Genomic DNA, 16,553 nt, shown 5'->3' with positions numbered 1-16,553 from the left:
CCGCAGCGTCGAATCAGGACTGCCAGCGCGGCGGACGTTTTTGCAGGAAGGCGTCTATGCCTTCGCAGGCGTCGGCTTCCATCATGTTGCGCGCCATCACGTCGCCCGCATAGTCGTAGGCATCCGCCAGCGCCATCTGCCGCTGCTTGTAGAACATGCGCTTGCCGTAGCGGATGGCCGTGGGGCTCTTGGCCAGGATGTCATCCACCAGTGCGCGCACGCGCTGATCCAGTTGCGCCTCGGGCACGGCGTCGTTGATGAGGCCCCAATCCCTGGCCTGGCCGGCATCGATGAAGCGCGCCGTCACCAGCATTTCGAAGGCGCGCTTGGCCGATACGTTACGACTGAGGGCGACGGCGGGCGTGGAGCAGAACAGGCCGACGTTGATGCCCGACACCGCGAACTTCGCCGTGTCGGCCGCCACGGCCAGGTCGCAGCTGGCCACCAGTTGGCAGCCCGCCGCGGTGGCGATGCCGTGCACCTTGGCGATCACCGGCACCGGCAATGCCTGCAAACCTTGCATCACGGCGCTGCATTTCCTGAAAAGGTCGCGGTAATAATCCAGCGAGGGCTGGCTGCGCATTTCGCGCAGGTCGTGGCCGGCGCAGAACGCCCGGCCGCTGGATTCAAGCACCACGCAGCGCACGCCGGCATCGCGCGACAAAGCGTCGATCTCCGCCTGCAGCGCGGCCAGCATGCCTTCGGACAGCGCGTTGAACTGGCCCGGGCGGTTCAGGCGCAGCGTCACCACGCCGCCTTCGGCGTGGCGCGCCAGGATCGGCTCTTGCGCCGCTTGTTCGTTATTCATGTCGTCTCCAGGGTGGGCTATCCCTGGATAGTAGAGGCTTACGCGGCTCGGCGTCAGCCCGCAGCCAGGCGCCGCGCCATGCCCGGCGACAGGCACAGCAGCGGCCCGACGATGACCGCGCCGATCAGCGCCATCGCCGCTTGGGGGGCCATGCCGCTGTCCAGCAAAAGGGTGGCGATGACGGCCGATCCGCTCATCTGGAACAAGCCATACACCGCGGCCGCGGTGCCGGCGCGCTCGGCGAAGGGCTCCAGCGCCAGGCTCAGCCCGGATCCCAGCGCGAGCGAAAAGCCCACGGTCAACACCGCCACCGGCAACATGAAGATCCAGGCCGACAAGGGCAGCCACAGCCAAGCGGCCAGGTGCATGGCGGCGGCCGCGAGCAGGGCGGCCATGCCTACGCGCACCATGGTGTGGCGGCCATAGCGCGCGATGAAGGCGGGAGCCAGGAAGAAGGCGCCGATGTTGATCGCCGCGTTGCCGCCGAACCAGGCGGAGAAGCCCAGTTCGGAATAGCCCAGCTGCTGCACCAGCACCACGGGCGCGGCGGATACGAACACCAGGATCATCGCCATGCCGGCCATGCCGAACGCCGCGAAGTACAGAAAGCGTCCGCTGGCCGCGATCGGCGCATAGCGGCGCAGGCTGTAGAGCGGGCCTTGCTGTCTGGGAGGCGCGGCGCGCGTTTCCTCGAAGCGGATCGCCAGAAAACCTGCCAGCGTCAGGGCGAACAGCACCATGAAGACGAAGGTGCTGCGCCAGCCCGCATGCACGGCCAGCGCGCCGCCCACCATGGGCGCCAGCGCGGGCACGGTGCACAAGGCGCCGTTCAAATAGCTGTAGACGCGCGCGCCCACCGCGGGACTGAAGCAGTCGCGCACCGCGGCAAAGGCCACCAGCGAGGCCGAGCACGCGCCCAGCCCCTGGATCACGCGCGCGGCATAGAACACGTCCAGCGACGTGGCCGCGGCGCCCAGCGCCGAGCCCAGCAGATACGCCAGCGCGCCGCCCAGCGCAACTGGCCGCCGGCCATAGCGGTCGGCCAGCGGGCCGATCAGGATCTGGCCCACGCCGACGGCGAAGATGAAGAGGGTGATGCTGGCTTGCAGCGCGGTGACAGGCTGGCCGTAATCCTGCGCCATGACGGGCAGGGAGGGCAGATAGATGTCGATGCCCATGGGCGTGAGCGTGACCAGCCCCATCAGGAGGCCGATCAGCCAGCGTTGGCCGCGGGGGGATAATGCAGACTTCATGGCAGGCTCGGGGTCCATCGCAGACCCGGGAAAACCCGATATTATCCATGAACCGGCGTAGAATCTTCCAGCTATGAACACACCCGCCCTGCGCCCCCGCATCGTCATCCATTACTGCACGCAGTGCCAGTGGCTGCTGCGCGCCGGCTGGATGGCCCAGGAACTCTTGTCCACCTTTTCCATCGATCTGGGCGAGGTCGTGCTGCAGCCCGGCACCGGCGGGATCTTCCAGGTCACCTACAACGGCGACCTGATCTGGGACCGCAAGAGCGATGGCGGCTTCCCCTCGGCCAAGGAACTGAAGCAGCGCGTGCGCGATCGTCTGGATCCCGGGCGCACGCTGGGCCATATCGACGGCCACACCGCCGGCCCGCTGGCCGCGCCCGACGCCTGAAGCGCATACGGACCGGCCCCGCAGGAGCCGGTCCGTCGCCACGCAGCGGCAGTCGTCAGGCGGAAGACTCCGCTTGCGCCAGGCCCACACGCTGCTTGCGTTGGCGCATGGCCGACACCACCAGCAGCGCAATCAACCCCACGCACGCCACCACGAAGCCCAGGCTGATGGGCCGCGAGACGAAGATCGTCAGGTCGCCGCGCGACAGCAGCAGGGCGCGGCGGAAGTTCTCTTCCACCATGGGGCCAAGCACGAAGCCCAGCAACAGCGGCGCGGGTTCGAAGCGCATGCGGATCAGCGCGTAGCCCGCCGCGCCGAACAAGGTCACCATGGCCACGTCGAACAGGTTGTTGTTGGTGCTGTAGACGCCCACGCAAACAAAGAACAGCGCCGCCGGGAACAGGTAGCGGAACGGCACCGTCAGCAGCCGCACCCACATGCCGATCAGCGGCAGGTTCAACAGCAGCAACAGCACGTTGCCGACCCAGAAGCTGGCAATCAGCCCCCAGAACATGTCGGCGTGTTCCACCATCATCTGCGGTCCCGGCTGGATGCCGTGGATGATCAGCGCGCCCAGCATCAACGCCATCACCGGATCGCCAGGGATGCCCAGGCTCATGGTGGGAATGAAGCTGGTCTGGGTCGAGGCGCTGGTGGCCGCTTCCGGTCCGGCGATGCCCTCGATGGCGCCGCGGCCGAAGCGGCGCGGCTCGCGCGCCACCTTCTTTTCCGTCGCATACGAAATGAACGAGGCGATAGTAGGGCCGGTGCCGGGCAGGATGCCGAAGGCCGCGCCGATTGCCGTGCCGCGCACCAGCGCGCCGCGCGACTGCTTGATGTCGCCGGCTTCGGGCCGCATCGACTTCATGCTGATCTTGGCGGTGGTCACCTTGGCGTCGCCGCCGATGCGGTTGATGTTCTTCAGGAAGTCCGCCACGCCGAAGAGACCCATGGCCAGCGCCACGATCTGCAGACCGTCGGACAGTTCCAGGATGCCGAAGTGAAAACGCATCGTGCCGGTGTTGACGTCGGTGCCCACCACGCCCAGCAGCAGGCCCACCACCACCATCGCCACGCCCTTGATCGCCGACCCCTTGGCCAAGGTGGCGCCGGCCAGCAGGCCCAGCATCATCATGGAGAAGTACTCGGCGGGGCCGAACTTGAAGGCCACGTCAACCAGCATGGGCGAGAACAGAATCATCGCCAGGATGCCGACCGACGCGCCGCAGAACGACGAGAACATCAACATGAACAGCGCCGAGCCAGCCTTGCCGTTGCGCGCCAGCGGATTGCCGTCCAGGCAGGCCACCGCGTGTGATGCGGTGCCAGGCAGGTTCAGCATGATGGAGGTAATGCCGCCGCCGTACTGCGAACCGTAGTAGATGCCTGACAGCATCACCAGTGCCGCCGTGGGCGTCATGGTGTAGGTCAGCGGCAGCAGGATGGAGATCGCGGCCAGCACGCCCATGCCCGGCAGCACGCCGATAAGGTTGCCCATGAACACGCCGAACACGGCCCACATGAGGTTGTCCAGCGCGAAGGCGACGGAGAACCCGTGCATCAGGTTGTTGAAGATTTCCATCGATCAGCCCCAGCGGAACAGCGGAAACTGCAGTTGCAGCGCCCAGGAGAAAACGGCCACGCCCAGCACGGTCACACCGGCGGCCAGCAGCGCCGCGCTGCGCGGCGTGTGCTGGCGGTCGCCCATCGCGGAAATGAAGACCAGCGCGAAGGTCGCGGGCACCAGGCCGCCGTATTTGCCCACCAGGATGAAGGCCATGAGTCCGCCGATGATGCAGCCCCAGCCGCGCCAGTCGGGCGGAGGCTCGTCCTCGGCGTCGTCATCGGCTGCCGCGGGCGCCGCGGCCATGCGCGCGATGATCAGGCCCAACAGCACCAGCAGCACGCCCAGGATCGCCGGGAACATCCCTGGCCCCATGCGCGCCAGGCTGCCGATGTTGTAGGTGGATGCCTGCGCGATGGCGCCCAGGCCCAGCACGATCATCGTGCCGGCGGCCCAGACTTCGCGCCGCGCGGCGCTGCGTTTGGATTGCATCTGTAGTCCTCCCGTTGTTGTGCTTTTGCCTGACTACGTTCTGAACAAAAGCTGACTTTTGAATGAACGCGGAAGTCTAGGAATTCAAACTTCCGTTCACCTTTCAGGGACACGGGATATGCGCCAAACAGGCATTTTTTTCCGCAAAAACGGGGGAAATCCCTAAGCGCGCGAGGATTGCGGGCAGGGTCGATGCGCGGCGCTCAGACGGGTGTTGCGGCGTTGCGCCGCGCGTTGTTGCGGCGGGGTATTCAGCCCTTGGGCGTCCAGGGCTTGCGCGGGCTGCCGGCCAGCGCGGCGTCAAGGCGCTGCCTGGCGGCCTGGGGCCAGCAGGCGTCCATGTCGTAGAACGCTTCGGCCGCCGGCACGTCGTCCGGTATGCCCACCCACGGGTGCTTGGAGCGCACGAAGCAATGCGCGCCTGGCGGGAAGTCGGCGGCGCGGTCCAGCGTGCCCGCATAGATCAGCGCCACCGTTTCGCCGAACCCCGGGTGATGGCTCCACAACAGGCCCAGGCAGGCCGCGCAGCGCACGACCACGACCGTCTCGCCATCATTGGCGTTCTTGTCTGCGGGATGGCGGCGCAGCTCGCCCCGCAACTGGTGCACGCGGTCGGATTCGATCACCGCGTTCATCGCAAAGGCGGTGCCGGCGTGCCGTTGGCACACGGTGCAATGGCAGCAATGCACGAACATGGGCGGGCTGGCGAGGCGGTAGCGGACCGCGCCGCAATCGCAGCCGCCCTCGATGGGAGCGTGGGTCACGATCAGTCTCCGGACAATGGGCGCATCCAGTGTATGGAGGGCCGTCCGGCAGCGGGAGTGGCGATCGCGTCATGTTGCGGGGGCATTTGCGTCATTGGCCATTGCCGGCGTCGACGCGTCAGGGGCAGGGCGCGGCCTTTGTGGTCCACGCCAGAATCGCTTGCTATTTCAGGCAATTTAATGCTAAAATTCAGCATCTTTCGGCAAAATCATAACAAAACCAAGTGCCAGAAGATTTGTAAGTCGCTGGCGGCCGCGGCCGCCATTTTCGTTTGCGTTGCCTGCGCGCATGCCCCCCGCGCTCCGATGGCATCCATTGGAAACAGCATCCATGGCACGCACGAATCTCATGCATTGCGCTTTGCGCGGGGGAAAGCCATGCGTCCTGAACAGGAGAACGTTCATGTCTCATCAACTCGTTGGCAAGAAGTGGCAATTCGAGATTCCTCCCCTGGACTGGAAGGCGCCCGAGACCAATAAGGAAGCGGACATCAAGACCGTTGCCGCGGACGCCGATGCCGCCGAAGACCAGGACGCCTGACCCGGCGTTGCCACAGCCCTGAAATAGCCGCCGGGCGGGCAGGGGCGTCAGCCCGCGTGCGTCACCACGCGATTTCGCCCCTGCTGCTTGGCCGCGTACAGCGCGGCATCCGCGGCCTGGAAGACCAGATCCACGTCCGCGCTGCCGGCCGTCCAGTGCGCCACGCCGGCTGACACCGTGATTTCCGGAGAGCCGCTCGCACGGCGCATCTCCGTGGTCTTGCGCAGGCGCTCAGCCATGCCCGTTGCTTCCCTGGGGCCCGCGCCGGGCAGCAGGATCAGGAATTCCTCGCCGCCGTTGCGGCAGAGTATGTCTGTCGGGCGCGAACAGTCGCGCATCAACTGCGCCATTCCCTGTATCGCCTCGTCGCCCACCGTGTGGCCGTAGGTGTCATTGACTCGCTTGAAATGGTCGATGTCCAGCGCGATCACCGCAAAGGGGGTGTCGGCCGCCTGCAGCGCATCCACCGCCTGACGCGTGCCGCGACGGTTGCGCAGCCCGGTCAGCGGATCGGTAATGCTGGCCTGGTTGAGCTTGCCGATCTTGTCCTGCAGGCTCGAGTAGCTGCGGATCACCGCGCGCTTGAGGCGCTGCGCCTCGAAGTACCAGGCTTTCACCGAGCGCACCCGCTGCATGGCCACCGCCATGTCGTGGTGCTCGACATTGGTGGCCAGTTGCGACAGCGGCTGCGAAATCTTGCGCGCACACCACCAGATCGCCAACAGGAACAGCAGGGCGAAGGGCGCCGCGTAGCGGATCAGCGCCCAGATGAGATCGTGCAAGGGTTCCAGCGTGGCCAACGCCGGGCGCTGCGCGATTACTCCCCAGCCGCTGCGCGAGACGTGGGCATAGCCGGCCAGCATGTCCACCCCGCGCGTGTTGATCAGGCGCTGCGCGCCATCCTCCCCGCGCATCACCGCCGCCACGGCGGGATTGCTGGTGACGTCCTCGCCGACGCGGTCGTTCTCGGCGTGATAGATCAGCCGCCCCTCGTTATCCACCACGTACAGATAAGACCCGTCCTGATAGGGATGCTTGCCCAGCAGGTTGTGCAGCGCGCCTTCGTTGCGCAGGTAGATCGTGCCCGACACGTAGCCCAGGTAGATGCCGCCCTCGGAATGAATGGGATACGAGACGTTGATCAGCAGGTTGCCGGCAACGGACACATAGGGCTTGCTGATCAGGGGCTTGCGCGTCTGCAGCGCCATGCGGCTGGCGGCGTTGTCGACCCGCGTTCCCTGGAAGCTGCGGATGGCCTGGCTGGCCGCCACCATGACGCCGTCGGCGCGGATGATGGCGACCGTGTTGAAGCTGTCCGTCTGCTCCCGCAGGCGCGCGACTTCCGCGTTCAAGACCTCCGGCGCATCGAAGCGCCAGGCGACATGGCGGGCGCTGTACTCCAGTTGCTGCAGGGCCGAGTCCAGGAAGGTGCCCGCGCTCTCCGCCAGCTTGGCGGCGTACACCCGGTTGGATTCCAGCGTATTGGCGATGAGCTGTTCACGCTGCACCCGGTAACTGGCGTACAGGGCGTTGGCGGTAGCGGCGAGGGCGCTGCATACGGTAAGCGCAAGCACCAGCCCGCGTAGGTTGATTCGCATGAAGATCGTGTCGGGCAGGATTCGGGTTGCGGCGAGTGCGCGGGATTTTACCCGCGCGGGGCGTCCGGCTCGTCCAGCAGCCGGGCCGCGGGCGATTCGGCCGCCGCCCCGGCGCGGAAGTAGCCCATGACGGTGGCCACGCTGGCATGTCCGGTCATGGCCATGGTGTCGCCCAGCGGCACGTTGCGCCGTCCCGCCTCGGTCACGAATCCCGAGCGCAGGCTGTGCGCCGAAAACTCGCCTTCCAGGCCGGCCAGCTTGCAGCGTTCCTGCACGATGTCCCGTACCGCGGCCGCGGCCAGCGGCTCGCCCAGCACGTCGCCGCGCCGCACGCGCCGGAACAGCGGACCTTGCGTGATGCCGCTGGCGCGCAGCCAGGCGTCAAGCGCCTGGGCAGCCACGCCGACGATGGGCTTCTGGTCATTGGCGCGGACGGCGCCCGCCTGGTTGGTCTTGGAATACGCCAGCGCGTACAGAAACCCCTCGGCCGTGCGCCGCGTGTTTTCCATCGTGGCATGAACGACTTCGGAGCGCCTGCGCCCGCCGCTGGCCCAGGCGAACAGCAGCAGGGCGCGGTCACGCATGCCACGCAGGGAATCGTCACAGGTGGCCAGCATGGCCTCCAGCGGTTCGCGCGTCAGTGCCACTTTCTTGGCCGGCGCCACGCCGCGCCGGGCATAGGCGCGCCGCGTCCTGGCAAGCAGCTCGCGCACCGCGGCCGCGCGGCAGGGGTTGGGGTGGCCTTGAAGTTCGTGCGCCTTGGACAGCACGGAAATGCGCTGCAGCAGCGTGTTGAGGCTGGGCGCGCCCAGCCTGCCTTTGGCTTTGAGCCGGACCAGTTCCTGATCCAACGCCAGCGGCAATTCCCATTTCAGGCCTTGCTCGGTGGAGCGCTGGGCATGGTCCACCACGAACTGGATCACGGCGGCTTCCGGCAAGGGCAGGGCAAAGGGGCGCGCATAGCGCAGCTCGAACCAGGCGCTCCAGTAGCGGATGGCGGCGCGGTAGCTGGCGACCGTATTGGCCGAACTGCCTTCGCGCAACAGCGCGCTGGCGGCGGCATCAGCCTGGGCGTCCAGGGTGAGCGGGTCCAGAACGGGCAGCGGCGCCTGCGTTTTCAGCTGTGTCATGGTTGAAGAGGGTGGGAAAATCGCATTTCATACATATTATTATGTATGCTGTATGATATCTAACATAAATATCAAATTACTCTCGATAAGGTTCCATTATCGTGGGTAATTATCCCGCAAATGCCGAATTCGGCACGGAGCAAGCGCATGGCCACCGGAATTACCGAAACTGACGTCTGGACCGCCGCCGACGCCTTGCTGCTGGAGGGCGCGCGGCCCACTATCGAACGGGTGCGACAGAAGATCGGCCGGGGCTCGCCGAATACCGTCAGCCCCTATCTGGAAACCTGGTTCCGGGCCTTGGGCGCGCGCATCAAGGACCCGGGCGCATTTGCAGCGCCGGCTGCCGTCCCGGATCCCGTGGCGCAGGCCGCCTCGCACTTCTGGGAAGCCGCCTTGTCCGAGGCCCGCGCCCAACAGGAACAGGCCTATCGCGGGCGCTGGGAAGAACTGGCGCGGGAAGGGGAGCAATTGGCCTCGGACGCCGAACAGCTGCAGCAACGCGAAGCCCAGCTAGCGCACCGCGAACAGGATCTGCAGGAAGCTCTCAGGGTGGCGACCTCCCAATTGGCGGCCGCCGAAGACCGGCTGCAGTCGGCCGAACAGCAGCTGCGCCAACGCGACGAACTGCTCAGGCGCAACCAGCTGCAGCTGGAAGACGCCCGCAGCGCCACGCAGGCGGCGCTGGCGGAGAACGAGAAGACCCGCGCCCAGCATGCGCAAGCGCTCGATGCGCTGGAAACCCGTCATACCGCCCACGAACGCCGCTGGCTCAATGAGCTGGACAGCGAACGCGGCACGGTCAAGCGCTTGCAGGCGCGGCTGGACGATGCGCAGGCGGCCAGCCAACAGCAGGCGGCGCAGGCGCGCAAGGGGCTGGAACAGGAACAGCATCAGCGCCGCCAGGCGGAACAAGAGGCGCAAGCCCTGCGCACCGAAGTCCAGGCTATGCAAGTGCGCCAGCAAGCCGATCAGGCCGCGGCCGATACGGCCTTGACGGCGGCGCGCGATCGCGAAAGGACGCTGGAATCCCGGCTGGCGGCCGCCGAGCAGCGCTCATCCGACTGCCTCGCGCAGTTGAAAGGGAAGGACGAACAACTGGGCGAGCTGACCCGGCATCTGATGGCGCAGGCCCAGCGGCAGGACGCCGGTCATGCGCCGCCGAAACCCGCGCAGCCCTAGAGGTCCGTTGGATGCCGTCCGCATTGCACGCCGCAGCGGAAAGAATCCGTTGCATGAACCCCGGCCGCCCGATATTGTTGTAGCCACGGCCCGGCGCGCAACGCGCCTTGCCGCGCGGCATACCTGACTTGCCGCAGTAACCGGGCCGGCCGGAGGAACTATGTCATTTCGCGTGATTGCCTCGATGCTTTGCGCGCTGTTGCTGTGGTTGCCTCCATCGCCTGGATACGCCCAGACGGCGAAGGCCAAAGGCGACCCGCTGGCGCTGGCCTACAACATGAAGCCCTGGACCGGGGACTTCGACGGCATGGTCAAGCGCCGGCAAGTCCGGGTGCTGGTGCCCTACAACAAGACCCTGTACTTCCTGGACAAAGGCGGCACGCAGCGCGGCATCATCGCGGACATGATGACCGAGTTCGAGAACGACCTGAACCGGCAGCTCAAGACCAAGAACATCCGCGTGTACGTGGTGTTCCTGCCGACCTCGCGCGAACGCCTGATTCCCGATCTGCTGGCGGGCAAGGGCGACATCATCGCCGCCAATCTGACGGTCACTGAAGAACGCCAGAAGCTGGTGGACTTTTCCACCCCGCTGGCGTCGGGCGTGCGGGAGCTGGTCGTGGCCGCGCCAGGCGCGCCCGAACTCAAGTCGCTGGACGACCTTTCCGGGCAGGAGCTCTTCATCAGCCCCGTCAGCAGCTACTACGGCAGCGTCAAGAAGCTGAACGCGGATCTGGCGGCCAGGGGCCTGAAGCCCGCCATCATCCGTGACGCGCCGGGCACTTTCGAGACCGACGACATCCTGGAGATGGCCAGCGCGGACCTGGTCAAGTACACGGTCGCCGACCGCTACCTGGCGAATTTCTGGAAACAGATCTTCCCGCAGATCCGGGTCTACGAAAATCTGGAGGTCGACAGCGGCAGCGATATTGCCTTCGCCTTCCGCAAGAACTCGCCCAAGCTCGCGGCGGCGCTCAACCCCTTCATGGAGAAGAACCGCGTCGGCACCTCTTTCGGCAACCAGCAGCTGACCAAGTACCTGAAATCCGTGAAGTGGGTAAAGGCCGCCACCGATCCGGAGGAAATCGAAAAATTCCACCGCCTCGCTGACTTCTTCCGCAAGTACGGCGACCAATACAACATAGACTGGCTGCTGATGATGGCGCAGGGCTACCAGGAGTCCCGGCTGGACCAGGGCGCCAAAAGCTCGGTCGGGGCGATAGGCGTCATGCAGATCATGCCGGCCACCGGCAAGGAACTGAAAGTAGGTGACATCCGGCGCGAGGAATACAACATCCATGGCGGCGTCAAATACATCCGTTTCATGATCGACCAGTACTACGCGAAAGAGCCCATGACGGACCTGAACAAGGGGCTGTTCGCCTTCGCGGCCTACAACGCCGGCCCCGGCCGGATCAACCAATTGCGCAAGGACGCCGCCGCCCGCGGACTGGACCCGAACGTCTGGTTCGACAATGTGGAACGGGTGGCAGCCGAGCGCATCGGGCGTGAAACGGTGCAGTACGTGAGCAACATCTACAAGTACTACATCGCCTACACGCTGATCCGCGCGCAGGGCGCGGGCGACGGCGCGGGCGCCCCGCGTTAGCCGCAGGCGGCGCCGCTTGCGGGCGGCCGGTATATATACGCGCCGGATTTTCGGATAAATTCGCCAAAGACGCATTCAGGTGTACCAACCGGGCATATGCCCAACCGGCATCGATGCGCCACAAACCAGGGCTGCCGGCCCTGTCAGGAGCAGCGGTTGAATCCTCTTCCACGCCAGACGGTCGATCTCGCCCGCATCATCCTCGTCATCGTGATCCTGGCCGGCCTGATGGCAGGCAGCCTCTACATCCTGCGCCCGTTCCTGCCCGGCCTGGTCTGGGCAACCACGATCGTCGTGGCGACGTGGCCGGTCATGCTGGCGATCCAGCGCTATTGCGGCGGGCGGCGCTGGATGGGCACCCTGACGATGCTGGTCATCCTGCTGTTCGTCATCGTGCTGCCGCTTTACGAGGTGATCTCGACGCTGGCCTTGCACAGCAGCTCGATCATGGCGGCGGTCAAGAGCCTGCCCGACTACGCGCTGCTGGCGCCGCCCGCCTGGGTCCACGGCATTCCGCTGGTCGGCCCCAAGATTGCGCAGGAATGGCAGACCCTGTCGGACGCCGGCGCCGGCGGCCTGCTGGCCAAACTGGAACCGTACCTGACCAGCGCCGCGGCCTGGCTGCTCGGGCATGCCGCCATCGTCGGCGCCTTCATGATGCACATGCTGATCACGGTGGTCGTGGCCGGCATCCTCTACACCAAGGGCGAAGTGGCGGTCGATTTCGTGCGGCGCTTCTTCAACCGGCTGGCGGGCCAGCGCGGCCTGGCGGCCGTCAAGCTTGCCGGGCAGGCGATACGCGCCGTGGCCCTGGGCATCGTCGTGACCGCCGTGGTGCAGTCCGGGCTGGGCGGGATCGGCTTGTGGATCGCGGGCGTGCCGGCTGCCGGCATCCTCACCGCGCTGATGGTGATGCTGTGCCTGGCGCAGTTGGGGCCTTTCCTGCCCATGCTGGCCGGCGTGGTCTGGCTGTTTCAGAACGACATGAAGCTGGCGGCCGCGGTGCTGCTGGTCTGGTCGGTGCTGGTGGCGATGCTGGACAACCTGCTGCGGCCGCTGCTCATCAAGCGCGGGGTCAACCTGTCCTTGCTGCTGATCCTGGTGGGCGTGCTGGGCGGCTTGTTTGCCTTCGGCATCGTGGGCCTGTTCATCGGCCCGGTGATCCTGGCGGTGACCCATACGCTGCTCAAGGCCTGGATCGACGAAGTGCCGCCGCCCGCCGCGCTGGACGCGGAAACGCAACCGGCGGCAACGCCCGCGGGACACGCCGAATTCCCGCCGGTCTGAACGCCGCCCGCATCGGCTGCCAGCCAGGCCGCGGCCGGCAGCCTGCCGGGGAAGGGCGTAACATCTGCCTCACGTCGCGGGCGCAAGGCCCGCTTTTCTGGCAACACCCCGGCAATACCTCATGACGATGCACCCACTGGCGCCGCTGCAAGGCGGCTATTCTTTCCGGTCCGAACTGCGGTCCGAATCACGGTCCGAACTGCGGCTCGATTCATGGCCTGACTCCACGCCCGGCCCCGCGGCTTCCCAGCACAAGGCGGTGGCGCGATGAGCGAAAGCGTACGCCTGGCCAAGCGCTTGGCCACCGAACTGTCCTGCTCGCGCGGCGACGCAGAACGCTACATAGAAGGCGGCTGGGTCGCCGTGGATGGCAAGCAGGTCGAGGAGCCGGGCTATCGGGTGGCGCCCGGCCAGTCCGTGGGCCTGCTGTCAGGCGCGCGCCTGGAAGACGCGCGTCCCGTGACCATCCTGCTGCATAAGCCCGCCGGCCTCTACGCCAATGACGAGCCCGGCTCTGCGCGCGACCTGATCCTGCCCGAAAACCTGATGCCCGGCGACCGTTCCGGGCAGCGCTACCTGAAGCGCATGCTCAACGGCCTGAAGCTGGTCACGCCGCTGGAACGCGCAGCCAGCGGCCTGGTCGTCTACACGCAGGAATACCCGATCGCGCGCAAGCTGGTGGAAGAAGGGCGCTACGTGGAGCAGGAGTACGTGGCCCAGGTGTCCGGCCAGCTCAGCGCCGCCGACCTGGCGCGCCTGCAGCGCGGCATGGCTTATGACGGCCGCGCCGCCACGCCCATGAAGGTCAGCTGGCAGAACGAAACCCATCTGCGCTTCGCCCTGAAGACGCCTGCGCCCGGCTTCATCGAATACGTGTGCGACGCGGCGGGATTGCGCCTGCAGGCCCTGCGCCGCATCCGCATCGGCCGCCTGCCGATGGCGGGCCTGGCCCTCGGCCAGTGGCGCTACCGCCTGGACTACGAACGTTTCTGACGGCAGCAGGGATGACCATGGAACAAGCGCCGCAAGGCCAGCGACCGCAGCGAAATACCGGACGCAGGAGTTTTCTGATCAACACCGGGGCCCTGTGCCTGTCCGCGGCCTTGGCCGGCTGCGCGGCGCCCAAGCCGCCGCCGCGCCGCGCGCCGCAATCGGCCAAGCCCGGTTCCGCGGCGCCCCCGGTTGCCAGCGGCGCAGCAACGCCAGTGCCCGCGCTCAAGCCCGGTGCGCGCGTCGCCATCGTGGCGCCCGCGTCCGCCGCGCTGGATGCCGCGGATGACGCAGCCGAATGGTTGCTGGCGCGTGGCTACGTGCCGCAGGTCATGCCGGCCTCGCGTTCGCGGCTGGACGCCCCCTATGACTATCTGGCGGGTTCGGACGCCGACCGCTTGGCCGACCTGCATGCGGCCTTCGCCGCGCCGGATATCGGCGCCGTCTGGTGCCTGCAGGGCGGCTTCGGTTCGTGGCGCCTGCTGGATCAGCTGGACTTCGATCTGCTGCGCCGCCACCCCAAGCCGTTCATCGGCTATAGCGACATCACGGCGCTGCACCTGGCCATGCAGCGCCGCGCCGGCTTCGTCACGTTCCACGGGCCGATGCTGGCGCAGGACCTGCTGGCCGGCAAGCGTGAACCCACCGAATCGCATTTGCTGTCCATGGTCAGCGGCCAGGTGGGGCAGGGAGCGTGGATCACGCCGCCGCCCTATGCCACCGCCACGGAACTGATACGGGGCACGGCGACCGGGCGGCTGATCGGGGGCAATCTGGCGCTGATCGGCGCACTGATCGGGTCCGATAGCGAAATCGACACCAGCGGCGGAATTCTTTTCATCGAGGACGTCAACGAAGCCTTGCCCCGCATCGACCGCTTGTTGAGCCAGCTGGCCGCCGCTGGCAAGTTCGACGGCCTCAAAGGCGTGCTGGTTGGCAACTTCACCCGCATCCTCGGCGTGCCGGGCGACGATGCCCAGGCGCAGGGGCTGCTGTATCCGCTGATACTCGACCAGTTCCGCTCGCGCGGCATTCCGGTGCTGGCCGGATGGCCCAGCGGCCATGGCGATCCGAACCTGACCTTGCCGCTGGGCGCACAGGTCACGCTGGACACGGCGCGTGGCGGATTGCGGCTGGAGCAGGCGGTTGTAGTTTGACCTGTTTTGCTCATTTAATGAGTCATAAACCACACTAATGCCTCATTAATAGAGCATTCTTAATTCCTAATATGCCTCATTAATAGTGCAAACCAAGAAACAAAGCACTATTATTGACTCATGAAAAAGAAGATCGAACCCAGCTTCGATGCCGCCATTGCGCTTGCGCGCCTTGGCGCCAACATCCGCACCGCCCGGCTGCGCCGCGCCGAAACCGAATCCACGCTGGCCGCCCGCATGGGCGTGTCGCGCGCCACCATCACGCGCCTGGAACGCGGCGACGGCGGCGTGTCCCTGGCGCTGGCCATTGAAGCCTTGCTGCAGTACGGCTATGCGGACCAGGTCTACGCCCTGGGCGATCCCGACCTGGACGGCGTAGGCAAACGCCTGGACGCGGTGCGCCGGCCCAGCCGGGGCAGCGGCAAGACGCCCAACACGCACCGCGCCGATCCTACCCAGCTGTAGCGCCACGCAAATCGTGAAAGCAAGAAAGCACAAATCGGTGGAAAGCGAGCTGTATGTCTACGTCGACATCCGCGGCGAGGCCGTGCTCGCCGGCCTGCTGACGCTGGACGATTCGGATGAAAGCCGCTTCTACGCCGAGTTCACCTATGTGCAGTCCTATGTGAACGATCAGCGCGCCTTTGCGCTGGATCCGCTGAACCTGCCGCTGGTGGACGCGCGCACCACCTTCCGCACCGAAAGCCGCTACGAAACGCTGGGCGCGATCTTTGACGCCGCCCCCGACGCATGGGGCCGCAACGTCATGCGCGTGGACAACGCCGGCGCCCGCGTGACCGAGGACGAAGTCCTGCTCAAGGGACGCGGGATGGGCGTGGGGGCGTTGTTCTTCAGCGCCCGCCGGCTTACGCCGAACATGCGCAAGACCTATCGCCTGCCGGAACTCAGCCAGGTGGAATCGCTTGCGGACCTGCTCACCGATATCGATCAGGGCGTCAAGCCCAAGGGCCTGTACCGCGACATCCTGGGCAGCTCCTGGGACATCGGCGGCGCGCGCCCCAAGACCATCGTGCGCGACGAGCGCGGCGAAATGTGGATCGCCAAGTTTCCGCGCAAGGGGGATTCCTACGACCGCCAGCGCGTCGAATACGCCAATCTGCAGATGGCGCGCGCCATCGGCCTGACGGTGCCCGAGATCCGCCTGGCTGAAACGCATCTGGGCGCGGTGCTGCTGACGCACCGCTTCGACCGCGAGTTGCTGCCGGCCGGGCAGGGCGCGACTCCCATCGTCGCGCGCCGCCATTTCCTCAGCGGCGCCTCCCTGATCAGCCCCTCGGCGCAGATCGGCAAACGCGAACTCGACGAGGCGCGCGGCAAGGCCACGTATTCCTACGCGCGGCTGGCGGACGTCACGCGCCGGATTTCGTCCAACCCGGTGCGGGACTTGAAGGAGCTGTACGCGCGCATGATCCTGAACGTCGCCGTCCACAACACCGACGACCACTTGAAGAACGTCGGCTTCCTGAAGGACGAGGGCGCGCAGACCTACCGGCTGTCGCCCCTGTTCGACGTGGTCACGCAGGAAGGCTCCGCCAGGCACTACCTGCACATCGGCGCGGCGGGCCGGGAAAGCTCATTCCAGAACTGCCTGAGCGAATACCGGCGCTTCGGCCTGCGGTCTGAAGCCGTCGCTCGCGGCATCCTTGAGCACGTGCGCGAGGTGGTGGAGCAACGCCAGCGCTACTACGCCATGGCCGGGATGACGGCGCAGGAAATCGGGCATGTGGAAGCATCCTTGACGGCCTGGCGCCACGCGGCATAAC

At 66.4% G+C, this 16,553-nt stretch carries 16 protein-coding genes; 9 read left to right on the top strand and 7 right to left on the bottom strand.

What is annotated here, in order from left to right; genetic code table 11:
* Window positions 1-13: 13 nt before the first annotated feature.
* Complete coding sequence (locus HV793_RS14250) at window positions 14-808, bottom strand: enoyl-CoA hydratase (protein ID WP_054454340.1); 795 nt, start codon at window positions 806-808, stop codon at window positions 14-16.
* 53 nt (window positions 809-861) lie between these two features.
* Window positions 862-2,061 (bottom strand): multidrug effflux MFS transporter, encoded by a 1,200-nt coding sequence (locus HV793_RS14245; RefSeq protein ID WP_054454857.1) that lies wholly within the window; start codon window positions 2,059-2,061, stop codon window positions 862-864.
* Window positions 2,062-2,134: 73 nt separating this feature from the next.
* Here HV793_RS14245 and HV793_RS14240 point away from each other — a divergent pair, with 73 nt between their 5' ends.
* The gene (locus HV793_RS14240) at window positions 2,135-2,455 is read left to right on the top strand and encodes an Rdx family protein (RefSeq protein ID WP_054454343.1); all 321 of its coding nucleotides are present in this window, start codon (window positions 2,135-2,137) and stop codon (window positions 2,453-2,455) included.
* Between the two features lie 55 nt (window positions 2,456-2,510).
* On the opposite strand, the gene HV793_RS14235 is transcribed toward HV793_RS14240, so the two are convergent.
* From HV793_RS14235 to HV793_RS14225, 3 genes are all read right to left on the bottom strand, one after another.
* Window positions 2,511-4,037, bottom strand: a complete 1,527-nt coding sequence (locus HV793_RS14235; protein WP_054454346.1) for a tripartite tricarboxylate transporter permease — start codon at window positions 4,035-4,037, stop codon at window positions 2,511-2,513.
* A gap of 3 nt (window positions 4,038-4,040) precedes the next feature.
* Entirely contained in the window at window positions 4,041-4,511 is a 471-nt protein-coding gene (locus tag HV793_RS14230; protein ID WP_054454349.1) for a tripartite tricarboxylate transporter TctB family protein, read from the bottom strand.
* Window positions 4,512-4,762: 251 nt separating this feature from the next.
* The gene (locus HV793_RS14225; protein WP_054454352.1) at window positions 4,763-5,275 is read right to left on the bottom strand and encodes a GFA family protein; all 513 of its coding nucleotides are present in this window, start codon (window positions 5,273-5,275) and stop codon (window positions 4,763-4,765) included.
* Between the two features lie 403 nt (window positions 5,276-5,678).
* Between HV793_RS14225 and HV793_RS14220 the strand changes: the two genes are divergently transcribed.
* Window positions 5,679-5,816 (top strand): hypothetical protein, encoded by a 138-nt coding sequence (locus HV793_RS14220; protein WP_166738303.1) that lies wholly within the window; start codon window positions 5,679-5,681, stop codon window positions 5,814-5,816.
* Between the two features lie 47 nt (window positions 5,817-5,863).
* Here the strand turns inward: HV793_RS14220 and HV793_RS14215 are convergent, their stop codons facing one another.
* The gene (locus HV793_RS14215; protein ID WP_054454355.1) at window positions 5,864-7,414 is read right to left on the bottom strand and encodes a sensor domain-containing diguanylate cyclase; all 1,551 of its coding nucleotides are present in this window, start codon (window positions 7,412-7,414) and stop codon (window positions 5,864-5,866) included.
* Window positions 7,415-7,461: 47 nt separating this feature from the next.
* Entirely contained in the window at window positions 7,462-8,544 is a 1,083-nt protein-coding gene (locus HV793_RS14210; RefSeq protein ID WP_054454358.1) for a site-specific integrase, read from the bottom strand.
* Between the two features lie 147 nt (window positions 8,545-8,691).
* Here HV793_RS14210 and HV793_RS14205 point away from each other — a divergent pair, with 147 nt between their 5' ends.
* From HV793_RS14205 to HV793_RS14175, 7 genes are all read left to right on the top strand, one after another.
* Entirely contained in the window at window positions 8,692-9,726 is a 1,035-nt protein-coding gene (locus HV793_RS14205) for a DNA-binding protein (protein WP_175213397.1), read from the top strand.
* 160 nt (window positions 9,727-9,886) lie between these two features.
* Entirely contained in the window at window positions 9,887-11,335 is a 1,449-nt protein-coding gene (locus tag HV793_RS14200) for an MltF family protein (protein WP_054454364.1), read from the top strand.
* 156 nt (window positions 11,336-11,491) lie between these two features.
* Window positions 11,492-12,622, top strand: a complete 1,131-nt coding sequence (gene ydiK / locus HV793_RS14195; protein ID WP_054454367.1) for an AI-2E family transporter YdiK — start codon at window positions 11,492-11,494, stop codon at window positions 12,620-12,622.
* A 267-nt stretch (window positions 12,623-12,889) separates the two neighbouring features.
* A complete protein-coding gene (locus HV793_RS14190; protein ID WP_175213396.1) occupies window positions 12,890-13,615 on the top strand; it encodes an RNA pseudouridine synthase in 726 nt (241 codons plus the stop codon).
* A 212-nt stretch (window positions 13,616-13,827) separates the two neighbouring features.
* The gene (locus HV793_RS14185) at window positions 13,828-14,769 is read left to right on the top strand and encodes a S66 peptidase family protein (RefSeq protein ID WP_175213759.1); all 942 of its coding nucleotides are present in this window, start codon (window positions 13,828-13,830) and stop codon (window positions 14,767-14,769) included.
* Between the two features lie 120 nt (window positions 14,770-14,889).
* Window positions 14,890-15,234, top strand: a complete 345-nt coding sequence (locus HV793_RS14180; RefSeq protein WP_125470976.1) for a helix-turn-helix transcriptional regulator — start codon at window positions 14,890-14,892, stop codon at window positions 15,232-15,234.
* A gap of 13 nt (window positions 15,235-15,247) precedes the next feature.
* Window positions 15,248-16,552 carry a type II toxin-antitoxin system HipA family toxin gene (locus tag HV793_RS14175; RefSeq protein WP_244958647.1) on the top strand — a complete coding sequence of 435 codons (1,305 nt, stop codon included), beginning with the start codon at window positions 15,248-15,250 and terminating at the stop codon, window positions 16,550-16,552.
* Window position 16,553 lies beyond the last annotated feature (1 nt).

The organism is Achromobacter aegrifaciens (genome assembly GCF_902859965.1).
GTDB lineage: Bacteria > Pseudomonadota > Gammaproteobacteria > Burkholderiales > Burkholderiaceae_B > Achromobacter > Achromobacter aegrifaciens.
Note: the sequence above shows the minus strand (reverse complement) of the source record. Positions and strands in the feature narration are given on the sequence as shown.

Coding starts and splice junctions, on each gene's coding strand:
- HV793_RS14250 (WP_054454340.1), bottom strand. CDS start 808: ATGAATAACGAACAAGCGGCGCAAGAGCCGATCCTGGCGCGCCACGCC.
- HV793_RS14245 (WP_054454857.1), bottom strand. CDS start 2,061: ATGAAGTCTGCATTATCCCCCCGCGGCCAACGCTGGCTGATCGGCCTC.
- HV793_RS14240 (WP_054454343.1), top strand. CDS start 2,135: ATGAACACACCCGCCCTGCGCCCCCGCATCGTCATCCATTACTGCACG.
- HV793_RS14235 (WP_054454346.1), bottom strand. CDS start 4,037: ATGGAAATCTTCAACAACCTGATGCACGGGTTCTCCGTCGCCTTCGCG.
- HV793_RS14230 (WP_054454349.1), bottom strand. CDS start 4,511: ATGCAATCCAAACGCAGCGCCGCGCGGCGCGAAGTCTGGGCCGCCGGC.
- HV793_RS14220 (WP_166738303.1), top strand. CDS start 5,679: ATGTCTCATCAACTCGTTGGCAAGAAGTGGCAATTCGAGATTCCTCCC.
- HV793_RS14215 (WP_054454355.1), bottom strand. CDS start 7,414: ATGCGAATCAACCTACGCGGGCTGGTGCTTGCGCTTACCGTATGCAGC.
- HV793_RS14210 (WP_054454358.1), bottom strand. CDS start 8,544: ATGACACAGCTGAAAACGCAGGCGCCGCTGCCCGTTCTGGACCCGCTC.
- HV793_RS14205 (WP_175213397.1), top strand. CDS start 8,692: ATGGCCACCGGAATTACCGAAACTGACGTCTGGACCGCCGCCGACGCC.
- HV793_RS14200 (WP_054454364.1), top strand. CDS start 9,887: ATGTCATTTCGCGTGATTGCCTCGATGCTTTGCGCGCTGTTGCTGTGG.
- HV793_RS14190 (WP_175213396.1), top strand. CDS start 12,890: ATGAGCGAAAGCGTACGCCTGGCCAAGCGCTTGGCCACCGAACTGTCC.
- HV793_RS14180 (WP_125470976.1), top strand. CDS start 14,890: ATGAAAAAGAAGATCGAACCCAGCTTCGATGCCGCCATTGCGCTTGCG.